This window comes from Mesorhizobium sp. ZC-5, assembly GCF_025753855.1.
Lineage (GTDB): Bacteria > Pseudomonadota > Alphaproteobacteria > Rhizobiales > Rhizobiaceae > Neomesorhizobium.
The window spans coordinates 121,837-138,293 of record NZ_JAOWPT010000001.1; the positions used below are offsets into that span (position 1 = coordinate 121,837).

Genomic DNA, 16,457 nt, shown 5'->3' on the forward strand with positions numbered 1-16,457 from the left:
GCCTATGGCGCAATCCCTGCGTTCCGAAGCGCCTTTATCTCAAGTCGGGGCTCAGCGCAGCATGCCGGCGGGCGCTGGACACGCGCATCGTGATGGCCGACGCGAACGCCGCCTTTCCGAGGTGTTCTTTGGCGCGGCGCGGCTGGATCAGGCAGCTTCGCGTCGATCGTCCTCACTGATCAGCGAGCGCATCCGGTTCGCAAGCTCCACCTGGAGGCGGTTGGCCACCGCCCGGTCGACAGCATCTGTTTCCGGGGTCGCATTCTCGGGCAGTGAGAGCAGGAGATCGACGATCGAATCCGCACCAGGCGCCGGTGCCGACGCCCCGATCCTGCGTTCGTTTTCGTGATTTGCCATGATCGGCCCTCCTCTCCTCATGTCGAGGGCGAGAAGTCGCCGCTTGAGGCGGCGCATTGAGGGCCGGATCAAGGCAATTGGGCGGCGGCCACATGAAGTTTTTCTAACACCATGACAGCCGCCGAATATCCGACCACCCGCTAGACGTAGCGGTTGACCACGTTCTCCAGAAACTCCTGCCGGCCGGACTTCGGCTGCGGCTCGATCTTCTTCTTCACCACGCGCTCGGCGATTTCCTCGAGCGTGCGCTTGCCGGACAGCATCGCCTTGCCTTCGGCTGATTTCCAGCCGGCGTAGCGTTCTTCCAACGGACCCGACAGCGCCTTGTCCTCGATCATCCGCGCCGCCGCCTTCAGGCCGCGGGCACAGCAGTCCATGCCGCCGATATGGGCGATCAGCAGATCCTGCGGGTCGAGCGACTGGCGGCGAAGCTTGGCGTCGAAATTGGTGCCGCCTGTCTTGAAGCCTCCAGCCTGCAGCACCTGGTAGTAGGCCAGCGCCATTTCCGGCACGTTATTGGGGAACTGATCGGTATCCCAGCCCGACTGGTAGTCGTTGCGGTTCATGTCGATCGAGCCGAAAATGCCGAGCGCATTGGCCAGCGCCAGTTCGTGCTCGAAGGAGTGTCCGGCGAGGATGGCATGGCCCTGCTCGATATTGACCTTGACCTCGTTCTCCAGCCCGAATTTCTTCAGGAAGCCGTAGACCGTCGCCACGTCGTAATCATACTGGTGCTTGGTCGGTTCCTGCGGCTTCGGCTCGATCAGGATGGTGCCCTTGAAGCCGATCCTGTGCTTGTAGTCGACGACCAGCGACAGGAAGCGGCCGGCCTGCTCCTGTTCGCGTTTCAGGTCGGTGTTGAGCAGCGTCTCGTAACCTTCGCGGCCGCCCCACAGCACATAGTTCTCGCCCTTCAGCCGCTTGGTGACGTCAATGCATTTCTTCACGGTCGCGGCGGCGTAGGCGAACACATCCGGATCGGGATTGGTCGCCGCGCCGGACATGAAACGGCGATGCGAGAACAGGTTGGCCGTGCCCCACAGCAGCTTGATGCCGGTTTTCTTCTGCTTGTCGGCGAAATAGTCGGCGATCTCATCGAGACGGGCAGCGCTTTCGGCAAAGGTCGACGCCTCTGGCCGTACGTCTGCATCATGGAAGCAGTAGTATGGAGCGCCGAGCAGCGAGAACATCTCGAAGGCGACGTCGGCCTTGAGTTTCGCGTTTTCCATCGTATCGCCGAACCACGGACGCTCGAACGTCTGGCCGCCGAACGGATCCCCGCCCGGCCAGGCGAAGGAATGCCAATAGGCGACGGCGAAGCGCAGATGATCCTCCAGCCGCTTGCCTGCAACGACTTCGTCTGGATTGTAGAAGCGGTAAGCGAGCGGATTGGTGCTCTCCGGACCCTCGTATTTGATTTTCTTGATATCGCCGAAGAAACCGGTGTTCACGATGAAACTCCTCTGATGGCAGGGTAGAGCGCACTGTAGCGCTGATAAGCTTCGGCAAACGCGCCGGAAAGCTTTGGGTCGGGATCGATGGTCTCGGCGGTTTCCGGTGGCGCACAGATTGCGAACGGGTCGGCTCGCTCCGCCGCGACAAGGCCAAGCCGCGCGGCGCCGAAGGCCGCGCCGAAATCACCGTCGGCCGGGATGTCGACCGGAATGCCGAGCGCGGTCGCGATTGCTTTCAGCCAATAGCGTGAGCGCGAACCGCCGCCGATGGCGGTTACCCGCGTCAGTTCCGTGCCGGCGGCGTGCAAGGCTTCAAGGCTATCGCGGAATGCGAAAGCAACGCCTTCGAGCACGGCCTGAGTCAGCACCGCACGGCTGGACTCATGGGCGAGCCCGGTGAAAGAACCGCGGATCACCGCGTCATTGTGTGGGGTCCGCTCACCGGAGAGATAGGGCAGAAAGGTGACACCGGTGGGTGCCTTGAGGTCGTCGCCGAGTTCCGCGGTGAGTTCCCCGGCTTTCCTGCCGGTGATCTCCGAAAGCCAGTTGAGCGAATCCGTCGCGGACAGGATGACACCCATCTGGTGCCACGCCTGCGGCAGCGCATGGCAGAATGTGTGGACCGCGCTCTCCGGATTGGGAAGATAGGAGCCGTTGGCAGCAAACAGCACGCCGGAGGTGCCGAGCGACACGAAGGCGGCACCGGCCTTGACGGTGCCCATGCCGCAGGCCGATGCAGCGTTGTCCCCTGCCCCGCCCGCGACAACGACGCCGGATCCCATGCCCCATGCCCCGGCGAGCTCAGTGCGGAGGGTCCCGCCGGCTTCCGTTCCTTCCACCAAGGACGGCATGTGACGTTCGTCGAGGTCTGTCGCGGCGAGCAGTTCGGGCGACCATTTGCGCTGGGCAACATCCAGCCAGGACGTGCCAGCCGAATCCGACATTTCGGAAATGTGCTCGCCGGTCAGCCAAAGGCGCAGGAAATCCTTCGGCAAAAGCACCTTCGCCACCTTGGCGAAAATATCGGGCTCGTTGTTTTTCACCCATGCGAGTTTCGGCGCGGTGAAACCCGGAAAGACGATATTGCCGGTGATTTTTCGGAACCGCGGATCGGCATCGAGCTTTGCCGCTTCCATGTGGCTGCGCGTGTCGTTCCACAGGATGCAGGGGCGTAGGACACGATCGGCATCGTCCAGCAACGTCGCCCCGTGCATCTGGCCGGACAGCCCGATGCCGCGCACGGCGGCGAGTTCATTCGGGAGCGCGGCCCTGAGCGCGGCGACCGCATCCTCGGCGGCGCGAATCCAGTCAGCCGGATCCTGCTCCGACCAGCCGGGATGCGGACGCGAGACATCCAGTGCACCGTTGGCCGAGCCGACAATGCGCTGCGCCGCATCGATCAGCAGCGCTTTCACCCCGGACGTCCCGAGGTCGAGGCCTAGATACATTGCGTTCCTCCCGGCGCCGACTGGCGGCGAACATTCGACCAGTCAGCCAAACAGTCGTCGCGAAATTAAGATCTGCGGCGCGACATCTCCTCTGAATAGGAGATTCACAGGAAAATGTCCGCCTGCGCAAGCGGGTGGAGCAGATTTTTTTCGTGCCTCGCAATAAATATGTATGGCGAACCTTGGATTTGGTGGCGGGCCAGAGGCGGGCTGACTGGGCCTTGAAATCAGATTTTCAGAATCCGGGAAAAGGCAACCAGATTTCGTCAAAGCCTTTCATTTTGGAACCAGATTGCCGAACGCCGGGCGAATACGAACCGCGCCTGCATTATCATTCTCTATAAATTCACTAGAGTTATCGTCACCCTTAACCGGAGGCAGACAGATGACAAACCATCTTTCCCGACACCTTCTTGCCGGCCTCCTCGCCGGCGCAGTGCAGTTCAGCGTTCTCGGCTTGGCATTCGCCGACACCACGATTCTCAACGTTTCTTATGATCCGACCCGCGAGCTCTACAAGGAATTCAACGCAGCGTTCGCAGCGAAATGGAAGGCCGACACCGGCGAGACGCTGACGATCCAGACCTCGCATGGCGGCTCCGGCAAGCAGGCGCGCGCAGTGATCGACGGGCTCGACGCCGATGTCGTCACGCTGGCGCTCGAAAGCGACATCAATGCCATCGTCGAGAACTCCAAGAAGATAAATCCCGACTGGCGGACAAAGCTCCCGAACAACTCCTCGCCCTACACCTCGACCATCATCTTCCTCGTCCGCAAGGGCAATCCGAAAGGCATCAACGACTGGGGCGACCTGGTCAAGGACGGCGTGCAGATCATCACGCCGAACCCGAAGACGTCGGGCGGCGCCCGCTGGAACTATCTCGCGGCCTGGGCCTGGGCAAATGGCCAGTACGGCGGTGACGAGGCGAAGATCAAGGAATACGTCTCCAATCTGTACAGCCACGTTCCCGTGCTCGATACCGGCGCGCGCGGCTCGACGGTGACCTTCGCCGAACGCGAACAGGGCGACGTACTTCTGGCCTGGGAAAACGAAGCCTATCTGGCGCTCGACGAATTCGGCGAAGATAACTTCGACATCGTCTTCCCGCCCTCTTCTATACTCGCCGAACCTCCGGTCGCCGTCGTCGACGCCAATGTTGACGTCAAGGGCACCCGCAAGGTGGCCGAAGCCTATCTGAGCTATCTCTATTCGGCGGAAGGCCAGACCCTTGCCGCAAAGCATCACTACCGGCCATCCAAGCCCGATCTCGTGCCGGCCGACCAGCTGCAGAAAATTCCCGATTTGAAGCTGGTAACGATCGACGACCCGATCTTCGGCGGATGGGCCAAGGCGCAGCCGTATCATTTCGGCGATGGCGGTATATTCGACCAGATCTACAAGCCGGCCCAGTAAGAACGGGGTAGCATGTCCTCATCACCCGCTTCGGCGGCGGGGTGGCGGTTCAGGACGCCGAGTGTCATTCCGGGCTTCGGATTGACGCTCGGCTTCTCGCTTGCCTACCTCACGCTTATCATTCTCATCCCCCTGTCGGCGCTTGTCTGGCGAACGACTTCGCTTGGCTGGACGGATTTCTTTGAGATCGCCACCGACCGGCGCACGCTGCGGGCGCTCGAGGTCAGCTTCGGCACTGCGCTGATCGCCGCCGGCGTCAATGTCGTCTTCGGCACCATCGTCGCCTGGGTGCTTGTGCGCTACAGGTTCCCCGGGCGGCGCATCGTCGACGCCATGGTCGACCTGCCTTTCGCGCTGCCGACCGCGGTGGCGGGCATTGCGCTCACCACGCTCTATGCGCCGCGCGGCTGGATCGGCTCGCTGCTCGGCCCCCTCGGCGTCAAGGTCGCCTACACCCCGCTCGGCATTGTCATCGCGCTGATCTTCATCGGCCTGCCATTCGTGGTACGCACCGTGCAGCCGATCATGGAAGAGATCGACAAGGGCGTCGAAGAGGTGGCCGCGACGCTGGGGGCCAGCCGCTTCCAGACCATCTGGCGGGTGCTCTTTCCGGGGCTGGCGCCGGCGATCCTCACCGGCTTCGCGCTCGCCTTCGCGCGCGGCGTCGGCGAATACGGATCGGTGATCTTCATCGCCGGCAATCTGCCCTACGTCTCGGAGATCGCGCCGCTGCTGATCGTCATTCGCCTTGAGGAATACGACTACGCCGCCGCGACGGCGATCGCCACGATCATGCTGGCCCTGTCATTCGTGATGCTGCTTTTCATCAACCTCGTCCAGACCTGGAGCCGCAAGCGCTATGGCTGAGACACAGACCGCTCCTTCGCCCCGCCAGCCGCGGTTCCGCTCGGCGGTAACCGAGACGAGACCGGCGCGTTATGCCCTGATGGCAATCGCCTTCGTTTTCCTCGCCATCTTCCTGCTTCTGCCGTTGATCATCGTCTTCATCGAGGCCTTCCAGAAGGGCTTCGGCGCTTTCGGCGAGGCGTTGGCCGACGCAGACACCTTGTCGGCGATCCGGCTGACATTGCTGGTCGCCGCGATATCCGTGCCGCTCAACATGATTTTCGGCATTGCCGCGGCCTGGGCGATCGCCAAATTCGAATTCAAGGGCAAGGCGTTCCTGACCACGCTGATCGACCTTCCCTTCTCCGTCTCGCCGGTGATTTCCGGCCTCGTCTACGTGCTTCTCTTCGGTGCCGGCAGCGTGCTCGGGCCATGGCTGAAGGCGCATGGCGTCGAAATCCTGTTTGCGGTACCTGGCATCGTGCTCGCCACGGTCTTTGTAACTTTCCCCTTCGTTGCCCGCGAACTGATCCCGCTGATGCAGGAACAGGGAACCGGAGATGAAGAGGCCGCGATCTCGCTCGGCGCCACCGGCTGGCAGACTTTCTGGTATGTCACGCTGCCCAACATCAAATGGGGACTGCTCTATGGCGTGCTGCTGTGCAATGCGCGCGCCATGGGCGAGTTCGGCGCGGTCTCCGTCGTGTCGGGCCATATTCGCGGCCTCACCAACACCATGCCGCTGCATGTCGAGATCCTGTACAACGAATACAACGCGGTAGGCGCCTTCGCGGTCGCTTCGCTGCTGGCCGGGCTGGCGCTCGTCACGCTGGTCCTGAAAACCTTGCTGGAAATGCGCTACGGCGCCGAGCTCGCCGCGACGCGCGGGCATTGATGAATAATAAGGGTCGGTGAATGGAAGTACGCGTCGCCAACGTGCGCAAGGAATTCGACCGGTTTCCGGCGCTGCGTGATGTCTCGCTGGACATCCGTTCCGGCGAACTGATTGCACTGCTTGGACCATCCGGCTCCGGCAAGACGACATTGCTGAGATTGATCGCCGGCCTCGAACGGCCAACCAGGGGCGCGATCTACTTCGGCGACGAGGATGCATCGCTGAAGACCGTGCAGGAGCGCAATGTCGGCTTTGTCTTCCAGCACTACGCGCTTTTCCGCCACATGACGGTAGCCGACAATATCGGCTTCGGCCTGAAGGTCAGGCGCCGCAACCGTCCGCCAGACAGCGAGATCAAGAGGCGCGCTTCCGAATTGCTGGACCTGGTTCAACTGACTGGACTCGAGAAGCGCTACCCGGCGCAGCTTTCCGGCGGCCAGAGGCAGCGCGTGGCGCTGGCCCGCGCGCTCGCCATAGAACCTCGCGTTCTGCTGCTCGACGAGCCCTTCGGTGCGCTTGACGCGCAGGTCCGCCGCGAACTGCGCCGCTGGCTGCGCGAAATCCACGACAAGACCGGCCATACCACCGTCTTCGTCACCCATGACCAGGAAGAAGCGCTGGAACTCGCCGACCGCGTCGTGGTCATGAGCCAGGGCCGCATCGAGCAGGTCGGCACCGCCGATGACGTTTATGACACGCCCAATTCCCCCTTCGTTTTCTCCTTCATCGGCGAGTCGAGCTCGCTGCCGGTCAAGGTGGAAAAGGGCGAAATCTGGATCGCCGATCGCACGATCGGCATCTCGGCGCCCGAAGTGCCAGACGGCGACGCCGTGCTCTATTTCCGGCCGCACGACATCGAGCTTCTGGAAGGCTCCGGAGGCTGCATCGCCGGAACCGTGGCGGCCAGCCGCCGCGTCGCCGGCACCCGCCATGTCGAACTGGAAGTGGGCGGCGACAGGCAGCGCGTCGAGCTCGAGATCCCGACCTCGCATCCGGCTTCGGAAAAAACCCGCATCGCGTTCCGGCCGAAGAAGTGGAAGCTTTTCCCGGTCGCGGGCTGAGCTTGCTTCGGCGGAAGACTAAGGCATCTCGCGTGCCCGCTTGACGAACAATGCCGCCAGCGGACTTTCCGGGCGGGCGGAAAGGCGTTCGGCAGCCAAGGCTGCGGCAAGCGCTTTCTGGTTCGAGCGAAGTGCCGCCTCGATCAATGTCAGGTCGATCACGTCGCGCTGTGCATGGCTGCCGCCGAAACGGTAAGCGATGTCGCGCACCGGCCGCATTAGCCGCACCGTCTCGGCGTAATTCCCGTCGCCGAAAGCCTTGATCGCGAGCGTCACCGGATGGCCGACATCATGCGTGAACGCGGCATTGTCGTCGCCCGCCCGCATCGCTTCCTGTTGTGCTTCGAGCAGGTCTCGCGCCGGCCCGGCAAATCCGGCACCAACGAACGCCATCATGGCGTGCGCGTCGTTGAAGGCGTAGTTGCCTGACTTCGCCTTGGGCACCCAATTCTGCGCCACCCCATCCCAGCGATTGCCGACATCATGGCCTGCAAGATGCAACCGCCACAGGATCGCCGAGGCATCTACCATGTTGAGTGCCAGCATCGAGCGCGCACCGAAGATCGGCCCGTCGAAAAGCGCCAGCACCTCGTCGATCTCGCCGAGATCGTAATGAAACAGCGCCAGGTGCCACCAGTTGTGGACCTGCAGGAAGCTGTCCGCCGACCAGTTTTCCGGGCTGGCGCGCATCCAGGCGATGCCATCGCGCTGTCGGCTCTGCATTTCCATCACATGCGCCACCGCGTGCTGTGCCCAGCCGTCGCGCGGTTCTATCTCGATCGCCTTGCGGCCGGCGGCTTCGGCACGGGCGTAGTCGCCCATTTCCTCCAGCCCGAACGCCTGCATGCCAAGCATGGCGTGATAACCGGGCATGCCATGATCCCATGCCGGCAAGGCACGAGCGATGCGGTCGCGCAGCATGCGAGAATTTCCGGTGAAGAAATCGATCTGATGGCCGGCCTGCAGCGCCAGCGCATCGCGCGGTTCGTCTATCGTCAGGTCTTCGAGAATCGTTCCGGCCTCATGCCAGCGCCCGCGGGATAGTCGTCCCAGTGCTTCGACATGTCTTGCTTCACGCCCGGTCGCCGCAAGCGCTGCCGCCGCGTTGTGACAGGCCTGAGTTGCCTCCAGCGCCTCGCGCTCGGTCGAAAGGCCGTAGAGATATCCTTTCAGCACATGCGCCATGACGAACCCGGGATCTGCCTCGATCGCCGAATTCACCGACGCAACCGGATCGCCGACGAAGCATTGCAGCTGATGCAGGGCGCGCTCGTAGTGTCCGAGGCTTGCCTCGCTGGCACCTGACAGCGGCAAGCCAAGCGCATCGCGAAATTGCATCTACCATCTCCTGCGAGGGCTTGCCACATCAGGGCCGCAATGCTCGAAACCGAACCCTACCGCATACCCTTCGGACCTGCCAACCACATGTGGGGTCCCTGTCAAGCAAGTGGCTGATTTGCAACAGTTAACGAGAACAAGGACATGAGGCGTCTCGCGTAGGTTGTATCCCTTTCCCGATTGTGGCCTTATTGCGGCGGGATCGTGGGAAGAAGATCGGCGCGCGTACGGGGACGCGCGGCAAGTGCATAAGGAGACGCGATGCGGCGTCCTTCCCTGATCTCACGGACAACCATGCTTTTGTCCGGAACCGTCCTTTTTTCCACTGAGTTGTTGTTTTCTCCAGGATCGGCGAACGCCGCCTGCACCTTCGTCCCCACTGCGGGCGACGACACGTTCATCTGCGACAGCGACACTTCGCCAGGTGGCTTGACCGATCTCAATGGCAACAACACCCTCCAGTTGCCTGGCGGCGGCACGGGGACACTCAACGGCAATGTAACTTTCGGCGCCGGAAACGACCACATCGAAATCCAGTCCGGTACGATCGCCGGCACGATAAATCAGGGCGATGGCGCCGATACCTTCAATATCAGCGGCGGCAGCGTAACCGGCAATGTCCAGCAAGGCAGCGGCATAGACGACTTTCGCATGACCGGCGGCCAGATCCAGTCGCTGAACCAGGGCGACAATCTCGATACCTTTTTCATGTCGGATGGACGCATCGTCGACGCCTTTGACGACGGCGACCAAGCGATCATGACCGGCGGCCGGATCGGCCGTGTCAACATGAAGCTCGACGACAATCTTTTCGATATGTCCGGTGGCACCATCGACAGAAACCTCGTCACCGGCTTCGGCAACGACACGATCATCCTGTCCGATGGCACGATCGGCGGCAACATCAGCGTCAGCGGCGGCACCGACAGCGTGACGGTGACCGGTGGTTCGGTCGGCGGCAACGTGATGATGAGTTTCGGCACCGACACGTTCACCTGGGATAGCGGCGGCATCATCTATGGCGCCGTCGACCTGGGCGGAGACAATGATACCGCCACGCTCAGCAACCTCACCAATGCGCATCACGGGGCGAGCCCGCAGATCACCGGCGGACTGGGTACGGACAGTCTTGTGTTCGAAAACGTTTCCTCCGGCGGCGTCGACCGTTTCCAGAACTGGGAGAGCATTGCAGCCACGGCCGACACGGAACTGACGTTCGACGGCGCGCTGACACTCGGCGACAGCGGAACGGGAACCGGTTCGCTCACAGTCGACGAGACCAGTACCCTATTCGGCGGAGGGGCGAACGGATCGGTCGCCGCCTTCACTTCCGGGCAGCTCGCCGATGTCGTCAACTCCGGGCGCATCGACCTCACCAACGGCGGTGATAGCCTGGCCGACACGTTCACCATAGCCGGCAACTATACCGGCGACGGCGGGCTCTTGCTTCTGCAAACCGAGCTCGGCGACGACAGTTCCGCCTCCGACCGGCTGGTGGTTTCAGGCGGCACCGCCTCAGGTTCCACCAGCATCAGCGTGATCAACGTCGGTGGTGCCGGCGCCTCCACTGAGGTGGATGGCATCATGGTGGTGGAAGCTGCCAACGGCGCAACCACCGAAAGCGGCGCCTTCGCGCTGAACGGCCCGGTTGCCGCCGGCGCCTTCGAATATTTCCTCTTCCGCGGCGGCGTCAGCGCCGGCACCGACGAGAACTGGTACCTGCGTTCCACCCTCGTGACTCCGCCCGCTCCGCCGCCGACGCCGGAAGATCCGGATCCGGTGCCGCCTCCCCCACCCGAGCCGGCGCCGGCTCCACCTCCGCTGGAACCCTTGCCTCCGAGCCCGCCTCCTCCGGAGCCAGGCGAGCCGCCCGCGCCACCACCGGCACCCGCGCCGGTCGAGCCGGAACCCACTCCGCCGCCGCCTCCGCCGGCGCCACCACCGCCGCCGCTTCCACCGGAGCCAACGCCGGAAGATCCGGATCCGGTCGATCCGGCGCCTCCGGTCGAGCCGACCGATCCCGCGCCGGCGCCCACCCCGGAACCGGCACCAGCACCGGCGCCAACACCGCCCGCGCCACCACCGGTTCCACCGACGGAACCGGCGGCCGTGCCCGCGCCGAGCGTGGCCCCGCCGACTCCCGGTGCGACACCGGTGGTCGCCGAAGTGGTACCTTTGTACCGCATCGAGGTGCCGACCTACGCCGCGTTGCCGCCAGTCGCCCATCACCTGGCGCTTTCAACGCTGGGCACGTTCCATGAGCGGCGCGGCGAGCAAGCCCTGCTCGAAGGCGCCGGCTTCCTGCCGACGGTATGGGGCCGGGTGTTCGGCCAGGATACCGACATGAAATGGGGCGGCACCGTGGCACCGAGTTTCGACGGCACGCTGTTGGGCTTCCAGGCCGGCGCCGACCTGATCGGCTGGGAGTCAGTACCCGGCCACCATGACCGCGCCGGTCTGTTCGTCGGACATTCCCGCATGAACGGCGACGTCAGGGGTCAGGCGCTTGGCTGGAACGATTTGACCGTCGGTGAAATCGATCTCGACGGCACCAGTTTCGGCGGCTACTGGACCCATATCGGCCCCAACGGCTGGTATCTCGATGGCGTCGTCATGGGAACCTGGTTCAGCGGCGACGCAATCTCCGACCGCGCGGTCGGCATCGACATCGATGGAACCGGCGTCTCCGTCTCTCTCGAAGGCGGTTACCCGGTCGCGTTGACGCCGGAATGGACGATCGAACCGCAGGCGCAGTTGATCTGGCAGCATCTCTCGTTCGACGACCAGGCCGACGACTTCTCGACCATATCGCTGGACGCGGACGACGGGCTGACCGGCAGGCTGGGCTTCCGGTTGCAGGGCAACTTCCCGATGGGGACGGGCAGCCTTCAACCCTACCTCAAGGCCAATGTCTGGCACAATTTCGACAGCACCGACCGGCTGAGCTTCGGTGGCGATCCGATCCTTACCGAGCGAGACGGAACGTCCCTCGAACTCGGCGGCGGTGTGGTTGCCAAGCTATCGGAGTCGACCAGCCTGTTTGCCACAGCCGACTACACGACCAATCTGGGCGGTGAGAAGGTCCGGATATTCGAAGGAAATCTCGGCATCAGCCTGAAATGGTAGCGGTCTGACCCTGCTGTTTATCAAAAGGCCGGCGGGCAACCGCCGGCCTTTTCTTTGCAATCAGTTTCCCGACCGCATGGCGACCGTCGCAATGCCGGCTCCGACCAGCAAGGTACCGCCGGTCTTGTTGAAGATGCCGATAGCACGCGGGTTGCGCACGACATTGCGTGCCCGCGAAGCGATCAGCGCGTAGCCGAAGGCATTGGCGAAGGCGAGTACCAGGAAAGTCGCCTCGAAAATCATCATCTGCGTGAAGAAATCCGCCGAACGGTCGAGGAATTGCGGCAGGAAGGCAACGAAGAAGGTGATGCTCTTCGGGTTGAGCGCGGTTACGAGCCAGGCATGGCCCATCATCTTCGCTGCCGACGCCGCGTCGGTACGCGGTTTTGCATCGAGCGCACCGCCGGCGCGGAACAGTTTGATACCGAGATAGATCAGGTAGGCGGCGCCGATCCATTTGAGCAGCGTGAATACGGTGGCCGACGCCATCAGCAGGGCGCCGATGCCGAGCATCGACAAAGTCATCGCGGTGAAATCGCCAAGAGCGACGCCAACCGCCATCGGCAGCGCGGTACGCCAGCCCTGGCCGAGCGCGTAGGAAACGACAAGCAGGATGGTCGGTCCGGGGATGATGAGAAGCACGGCGGAGGCAGCCGCGAATGCTGCCCAGGTTTCGAAGGTCATCGGAAACTCCTGTCCAAAGAAAAGGATAAATCCCCGGCTCTCGACAGTTGTAAAGAGGAAAACGGCGGCGCCGGTCGCTCGTCGTAAACGGCCACTACGGCTTGCTCTCCTCGATATAGCGCCGGGCGATCTCGCGCATCCTTGCCGCGTCGAAACTTTCGCCGTGACCGCCATGTACGATGCTAACCGGCAGACCCGCGATACGGGCCATGGTCGTGCGGTAGGCATCGCGGTCACTGTCGGGCAATTCATCGTAGAGTTCATCGTCGTAGATGGCATCGCCGCTGAAGAAGAGGCCGTCGCGCTCATCCAGCAGACCGATCGAGCCCGGCGAATGCCCAGGCAGGTGCAGTACCCGGAAAACGCGATCTCCCGTTTCCACCACGTCGCCGTCGTCGAGCAAGCGAGCGAGCGGAGCGGGCGTTAGCCGGTATTTTTTCGCGTTCCATCCGTCTGACGGCTTTGCCGATACCGGATATTTCAGCGCGCGAAATGCATCGGCGTAGGTGACCTTGTCCTCCATGGTCGCAAAGACCTCTGCCTCGATGCGCGGTCCCGCGCGCTCTGCGAATTCATGCAGCGATCCGACATGATCGACATGAGCATGAGTAGCAACGACGACTACCGGCTTGCCCGGCGTGAGGTCCAATGCAGCCGACAGAATACCAAGCCCCATCCCGGTATCGACGACGAGGTCTGCGTCCCTTCCTCGCAAATGCCAGATGTTGGACCGGAATATCTCGTGGACATGCGGCTCATCGAGCACGGTCAGGTCATCTGAGACCTGCCGCTTTCGAAACCAGTTCCTGCCCCCGTCCGTCATGCTGTTCTCCAACGAAGTTAACGCACGCAACGCCGCGTTCAGTCTTTTTCAACCATGAATCGACATGATCGGATAATTCTCAACTCATGAGGCAACAGCGTGTCGCGTAAGTTTTCTGCGTTCACATCCACCCCACAAACCATTGAAGCGCAAGCTCCGGTCTCCCGCAGGGCGGTATTGACCGGCCTCGGTATCCTCGGCCTCGGCAGTGCCGCCGGCTGCACCAGCACGTTCGACATGCCGGACATGGGGCTCGACACAACAACGACCGGCACGATCCGGCCGCAGATCAGCGTCGACCGGAACATCACCGACAACGGCACGATGTATGCTTCGCTCAACGACAACGGATTCGTTGTGCCCGCCATCCCCTTCGATAAGATCAAGCCGGAGTTCCGCCGCCAGATCGTCGTCGACCCGACCGGCGAGGCGCCGGGCACGATCGTCGTGAAGCTCAACGAGCGGTATCTCTACTGGGTACAGGAAGGCGGCGACGCCGTCCGCTATGGCGTCGGCATCGGCAAGGCCGGGTTTGAATGGAACGGCCGAGCGGTCATCCAATACACCAAGCAATGGCCGACCTGGACACCGCCCAAGGAGATGATCGCGCGCAAGCCGGAGCTGGTCAAATGGGCGGCTGGCCAACCCGGCGGCCTGGACAACCCGCTGGGCGCGCGTGCGCATTATATTTACAAAGACGATCAGGACACCGGCTATCGAGTGCATGGCTCGCCCGAATGGTGGACCATCGGCACGCAGGCTTCATCGGGCTGCGTGCGCATGATCAATCAGGACGTCATCGATCTCTACAACCGGGTCAGGGCCGCACCCGGGAAAGTTCCGATCGTCGTGGCATGAGGCATTTCCACGCGCCCGGTTGCACCGGCAGATGAGACGCGCGAATGTAACCCAAGCGTCTCTTCCGGAGGAACCCGCATGCCTCGAACTTTCGTGATCGCACAGGGTGGCGGCCCAACCGCAGTGATCAACCAGACCCTGGCAGGCGCGGTCAGCGAGATCGAGCGACGCTACCCCGATGCGAAAATCCTTGGCTCGCGGCATGGCGTGCGCGGCATCCGCGACGGCGACTATGTCGACTTTTCGGACGTCCCGCCAGAACGCATGCGGGCGATCGGCAAGACACCTGGTGCGGCACTTGGCAGTACCCGCGACAAACCGGATGCCGCCTATTGCGATCTTGTGCTGAAGGGCCTGCGGAAGGTCGACGCCGATACGTTCATCTACATCGGCGGCAACGACACGGCGGGAACCCAGCAGATCCTGTCGGACGCAGCCGCCGGCTCCATCGCCTTCGTGCACGCGCCGAAGACCATCGACAACGACCTGGTCGAAAACGATCACACGCCGGGCTTCATCTCGGCCGGCGAATTCGTCGCCGGCGCCTTTCGCAGCGTCGATCTCGACTTCCGCGCCCTCCCCGGCATCTATGTCGGCATCGTCATGGGGCGTCACGCCGGCTTCCTGACCGCGGCGGCGGCCGCGTGGCGCGACGACGAGGATGACGGCCCGCACCTCCTCTATGCGCCGGAACGCGCCTTTTCGGTGCCGCGTTTCATCGACGACGTGAAGGCGACGATGGCGAAATACAAGCGTTGTATCGTCGCCGTTTCGGAGGGCGTGTCGACCGAGGATGGGCGGGCGCTGGTCGAAAGCCTGGTGCCGGCGGACAAGCTCGAGCGCGACGCACACGGCAACATCAAGCTGTCCGGCAGCGATTTGAGCATGGCCTTCGAACGCGCGCTGGCCGAAGGCCTGCCAGGCAAGCGTGCCCGGGTTGATGCGCTGGGCTACATGCCGCGCGGCTACATTGGCGCGATCAACGAAACCGACGCTCGCGAGGCTTTCGAGGCAGGCGTCTTCGCCGTCGATACCGCCGACCGTGGCGGCGGCTCGGTGGCGTTGCAGTACGATGGCGGCAAGACCGTGATGCGGCTTGTGCCGCTGTCGAGCGTCGCCGGCAAGACGCGCCACATGCCGGACGGTTTCATGCTGCCCGATACGAACCAATTATCGAAAGAGGGCATGGCCTACCTCAACCGGCTGATTCCGATCAAATACGAGATCGGGCGCCCGTTTGTCTGACAGCGGTCTGCTTGTTCTTTGCGCACGAGCACGAGATGGCGCGGCGCCGGAAACAGGGATATTGAGCGTCTGACAGCGACACGCCTCGGGGGATGGTATGGGCTCGCATTCTCGCACGACGACGTGGCGCCATAGGCTCTACCGGCAGCTTCATCCGACAGCCTGGCACAAAAGAGGCCTCTCGCCGCTGAACAGGAGCATCGCGGTGCTGATCTGCCTTGGGGTCGCCATGGCGGTTCTGCAAAGCGAACCGGAGATACTCAATGGCCGCGAACGCCTTTTCCGTATCGGCGAAGTGGCCTTTGCCGTCGTTTTCCTGGTCGAATATCTGGCGCGTCTGTGGATTGCCGCGGAGAACCCCCGCTATGGCCCGGGCTGGCGTGGTGTTGTCCGCTATGTGATTTCGTTTCCGGCACTGGTCGACCTGCTGGCGCTCTCGTCTCTCTTCATGACGCTCCTGGGGGGCGAAGGCGTAGTGCTGCGCCTCTTTCGTCTTTCGCGCATGCTGATGCTGGCGCGGCTCGGCCGCTTCTCAACCGCCATCGGCGCTATCGTCTATGCGGTAAAGTCGCGGCGTTATGAACTGATCATGAGCCTGGCGATCGCGGTGATGCTGCTCCTGGTGTCCTCGACCTTGCTCTTCATCATCGAGGGGCCGGGCCAGGCGGAGGACTTCGGCAGCATTCCACGCGCCATGTGGTGGTCGATCGCCACGCTCACCACGGTCGGCTATGGCGATGCCTATCCGATCACCGCCATCGGCAAGGTGGTCGCCGGTCTGACAGCCGTCACCGGCATCGGCCTGATCGCAATGCCGACCGGTATTCTGGCGGCCGCCTTCAGCGATGCCATCCAGATGCAGCGCAAGGTCCGCGAAGAGAAGGACGCAAAGACAGACGCGTGACCGA

The 16,457-nt window shown here is 62.9% G+C and carries 14 protein-coding genes; 8 read left to right on the top strand and 6 right to left on the bottom strand.

Annotated elements, in window-relative coordinates; all coding sequences use genetic code 11:
* Nucleotides 1-147 precede the first annotated feature (147 nt).
* The 3 genes from OHD58_RS00545 to xylB form a co-directional block, all read right to left on the bottom strand.
* Entirely contained in the window at nt 148-357 is a 210-nt protein-coding gene (locus OHD58_RS00545) for a hypothetical protein (protein ID WP_263801079.1), read from the bottom strand.
* A gap of 140 nt (nt 358-497) precedes the next feature.
* Nucleotides 498-1,808 (bottom strand): xylose isomerase, encoded by a 1,311-nt coding sequence (xylA, locus tag OHD58_RS00550; RefSeq protein WP_263801080.1) that lies wholly within the window; start codon nt 1,806-1,808, stop codon nt 498-500.
* A complete protein-coding gene (xylB, locus tag OHD58_RS00555; protein ID WP_263801081.1) occupies nt 1,805-3,259 on the bottom strand; it encodes a xylulokinase in 1,455 nt (484 codons plus the stop codon). Before xylB ends, xylA begins: the two co-directional genes overlap by 4 nt.
* 385 nt (nt 3,260-3,644) lie before the next feature.
* Here xylB and OHD58_RS00560 point away from each other — a divergent pair, with 385 nt between their 5' ends.
* Genes OHD58_RS00560 through OHD58_RS00575 form a run of 4 tightly spaced genes read left to right on the top strand, consistent with a single transcriptional unit; the run spans nt 3,645 to nt 7,475 of the window.
* A complete protein-coding gene (locus tag OHD58_RS00560; RefSeq protein ID WP_263801082.1) occupies nt 3,645-4,673 on the top strand; it encodes a sulfate ABC transporter substrate-binding protein in 1,029 nt (342 codons plus the stop codon).
* A 12-nt stretch (nt 4,674-4,685) separates the two neighbouring features.
* Nucleotides 4,686-5,540, top strand: coding sequence for a sulfate ABC transporter permease subunit CysT (cysT, locus tag OHD58_RS00565; RefSeq protein WP_263801083.1), 855 nt, complete (start codon nt 4,686-4,688; stop codon nt 5,538-5,540).
* The gene (cysW, locus tag OHD58_RS00570) at nt 5,533-6,414 is read left to right on the top strand and encodes a sulfate ABC transporter permease subunit CysW (RefSeq protein WP_263801084.1); all 882 of its coding nucleotides are present in this window, start codon (nt 5,533-5,535) and stop codon (nt 6,412-6,414) included. The genes cysT and cysW overlap by 8 nt, the downstream gene beginning before the upstream one ends.
* A 20-nt stretch (nt 6,415-6,434) precedes the next feature.
* Nucleotides 6,435-7,475 carry a sulfate/molybdate ABC transporter ATP-binding protein gene (locus OHD58_RS00575; RefSeq protein ID WP_263801085.1) on the top strand — a complete coding sequence of 347 codons (1,041 nt, stop codon included), beginning with the start codon at nt 6,435-6,437 and terminating at the stop codon, nt 7,473-7,475.
* A gap of 18 nt (nt 7,476-7,493) precedes the next feature.
* Here the strand turns inward: OHD58_RS00575 and OHD58_RS00580 are convergent, their stop codons facing one another.
* Nucleotides 7,494-8,813, bottom strand: a complete 1,320-nt coding sequence (locus OHD58_RS00580; RefSeq protein WP_263801086.1) for a tetratricopeptide repeat protein — start codon at nt 8,811-8,813, stop codon at nt 7,494-7,496.
* A gap of 261 nt (nt 8,814-9,074) precedes the next feature.
* Here OHD58_RS00580 and OHD58_RS00585 point away from each other — a divergent pair, with 261 nt between their 5' ends.
* Nucleotides 9,075-11,939, top strand: a complete 2,865-nt coding sequence (locus OHD58_RS00585; protein ID WP_263801088.1) for an autotransporter outer membrane beta-barrel domain-containing protein — start codon at nt 9,075-9,077, stop codon at nt 11,937-11,939.
* A 60-nt stretch (nt 11,940-11,999) separates the two neighbouring features.
* On the opposite strand, the gene OHD58_RS00590 is transcribed toward OHD58_RS00585, so the two are convergent.
* Together OHD58_RS00590 and OHD58_RS00595 are read right to left on the bottom strand one after the other, a co-directional pair.
* Nucleotides 12,000-12,623, bottom strand: coding sequence for a LysE family translocator (locus OHD58_RS00590; protein WP_263801089.1), 624 nt, complete (start codon nt 12,621-12,623; stop codon nt 12,000-12,002).
* Between the two features lie 94 nt (nt 12,624-12,717).
* Nucleotides 12,718-13,446, bottom strand: coding sequence for an MBL fold metallo-hydrolase (locus OHD58_RS00595; RefSeq protein WP_263801090.1), 729 nt, complete (start codon nt 13,444-13,446; stop codon nt 12,718-12,720).
* 177 nt (nt 13,447-13,623) lie between these two features.
* On the opposite strand from OHD58_RS00595, the gene OHD58_RS00600 reads away from it, so the two are divergent.
* The 3 genes from OHD58_RS00600 (at nt 13,624) to OHD58_RS00610 (ending at nt 16,453) form a co-directional block, all read left to right on the top strand.
* A complete protein-coding gene (locus OHD58_RS00600) occupies nt 13,624-14,304 on the top strand; it encodes a L,D-transpeptidase (RefSeq protein ID WP_412177144.1) in 681 nt (226 codons plus the stop codon).
* A gap of 78 nt (nt 14,305-14,382) precedes the next feature.
* A complete protein-coding gene (locus OHD58_RS00605) occupies nt 14,383-15,549 on the top strand; it encodes a diphosphate--fructose-6-phosphate 1-phosphotransferase (protein WP_263801092.1) in 1,167 nt (388 codons plus the stop codon).
* Nucleotides 15,550-15,646: 97 nt separating this feature from the next.
* On the top strand, nt 15,647-16,453 hold the full coding sequence (locus tag OHD58_RS00610) for an ion transporter (protein WP_263801095.1): 807 nt from the start codon (nt 15,647-15,649) through the stop codon (nt 16,451-16,453).
* Nucleotides 16,454-16,457 lie beyond the last annotated feature (4 nt).

Bases quoted from the DNA above. Each gene is read 5' to 3' on its own strand.
- OHD58_RS00545 (WP_263801079.1), bottom strand. From the start codon at position 357: ATGGCAAATCACGAAAACGAACGCAGGATCGGGGCGTCGGCACCGGCG.
- xylB (WP_263801081.1), bottom strand. From the start codon at position 3,259: ATGTATCTAGGCCTCGACCTCGGGACGTCCGGGGTGAAAGCGCTGCTG.
- OHD58_RS00560 (WP_263801082.1), top strand. From the start codon at position 3,645: ATGACAAACCATCTTTCCCGACACCTTCTTGCCGGCCTCCTCGCCGGC.
- cysT (WP_263801083.1), top strand. From the start codon at position 4,686: ATGTCCTCATCACCCGCTTCGGCGGCGGGGTGGCGGTTCAGGACGCCG.
- cysW (WP_263801084.1), top strand. From the start codon at position 5,533: ATGGCTGAGACACAGACCGCTCCTTCGCCCCGCCAGCCGCGGTTCCGC.
- OHD58_RS00575 (WP_263801085.1), top strand. From the start codon at position 6,435: ATGGAAGTACGCGTCGCCAACGTGCGCAAGGAATTCGACCGGTTTCCG.
- OHD58_RS00580 (WP_263801086.1), bottom strand. From the start codon at position 8,813: ATGCAATTTCGCGATGCGCTTGGCTTGCCGCTGTCAGGTGCCAGCGAG.
- OHD58_RS00585 (WP_263801088.1), top strand. From the start codon at position 9,075: ATGCGGCGTCCTTCCCTGATCTCACGGACAACCATGCTTTTGTCCGGA.
- OHD58_RS00590 (WP_263801089.1), bottom strand. From the start codon at position 12,623: ATGACCTTCGAAACCTGGGCAGCATTCGCGGCTGCCTCCGCCGTGCTT.
- OHD58_RS00595 (WP_263801090.1), bottom strand. From the start codon at position 13,446: ATGACGGACGGGGGCAGGAACTGGTTTCGAAAGCGGCAGGTCTCAGAT.
- OHD58_RS00605 (WP_263801092.1), top strand. From the start codon at position 14,383: ATGCCTCGAACTTTCGTGATCGCACAGGGTGGCGGCCCAACCGCAGTG.
- OHD58_RS00610 (WP_263801095.1), top strand. From the start codon at position 15,647: ATGGGCTCGCATTCTCGCACGACGACGTGGCGCCATAGGCTCTACCGG.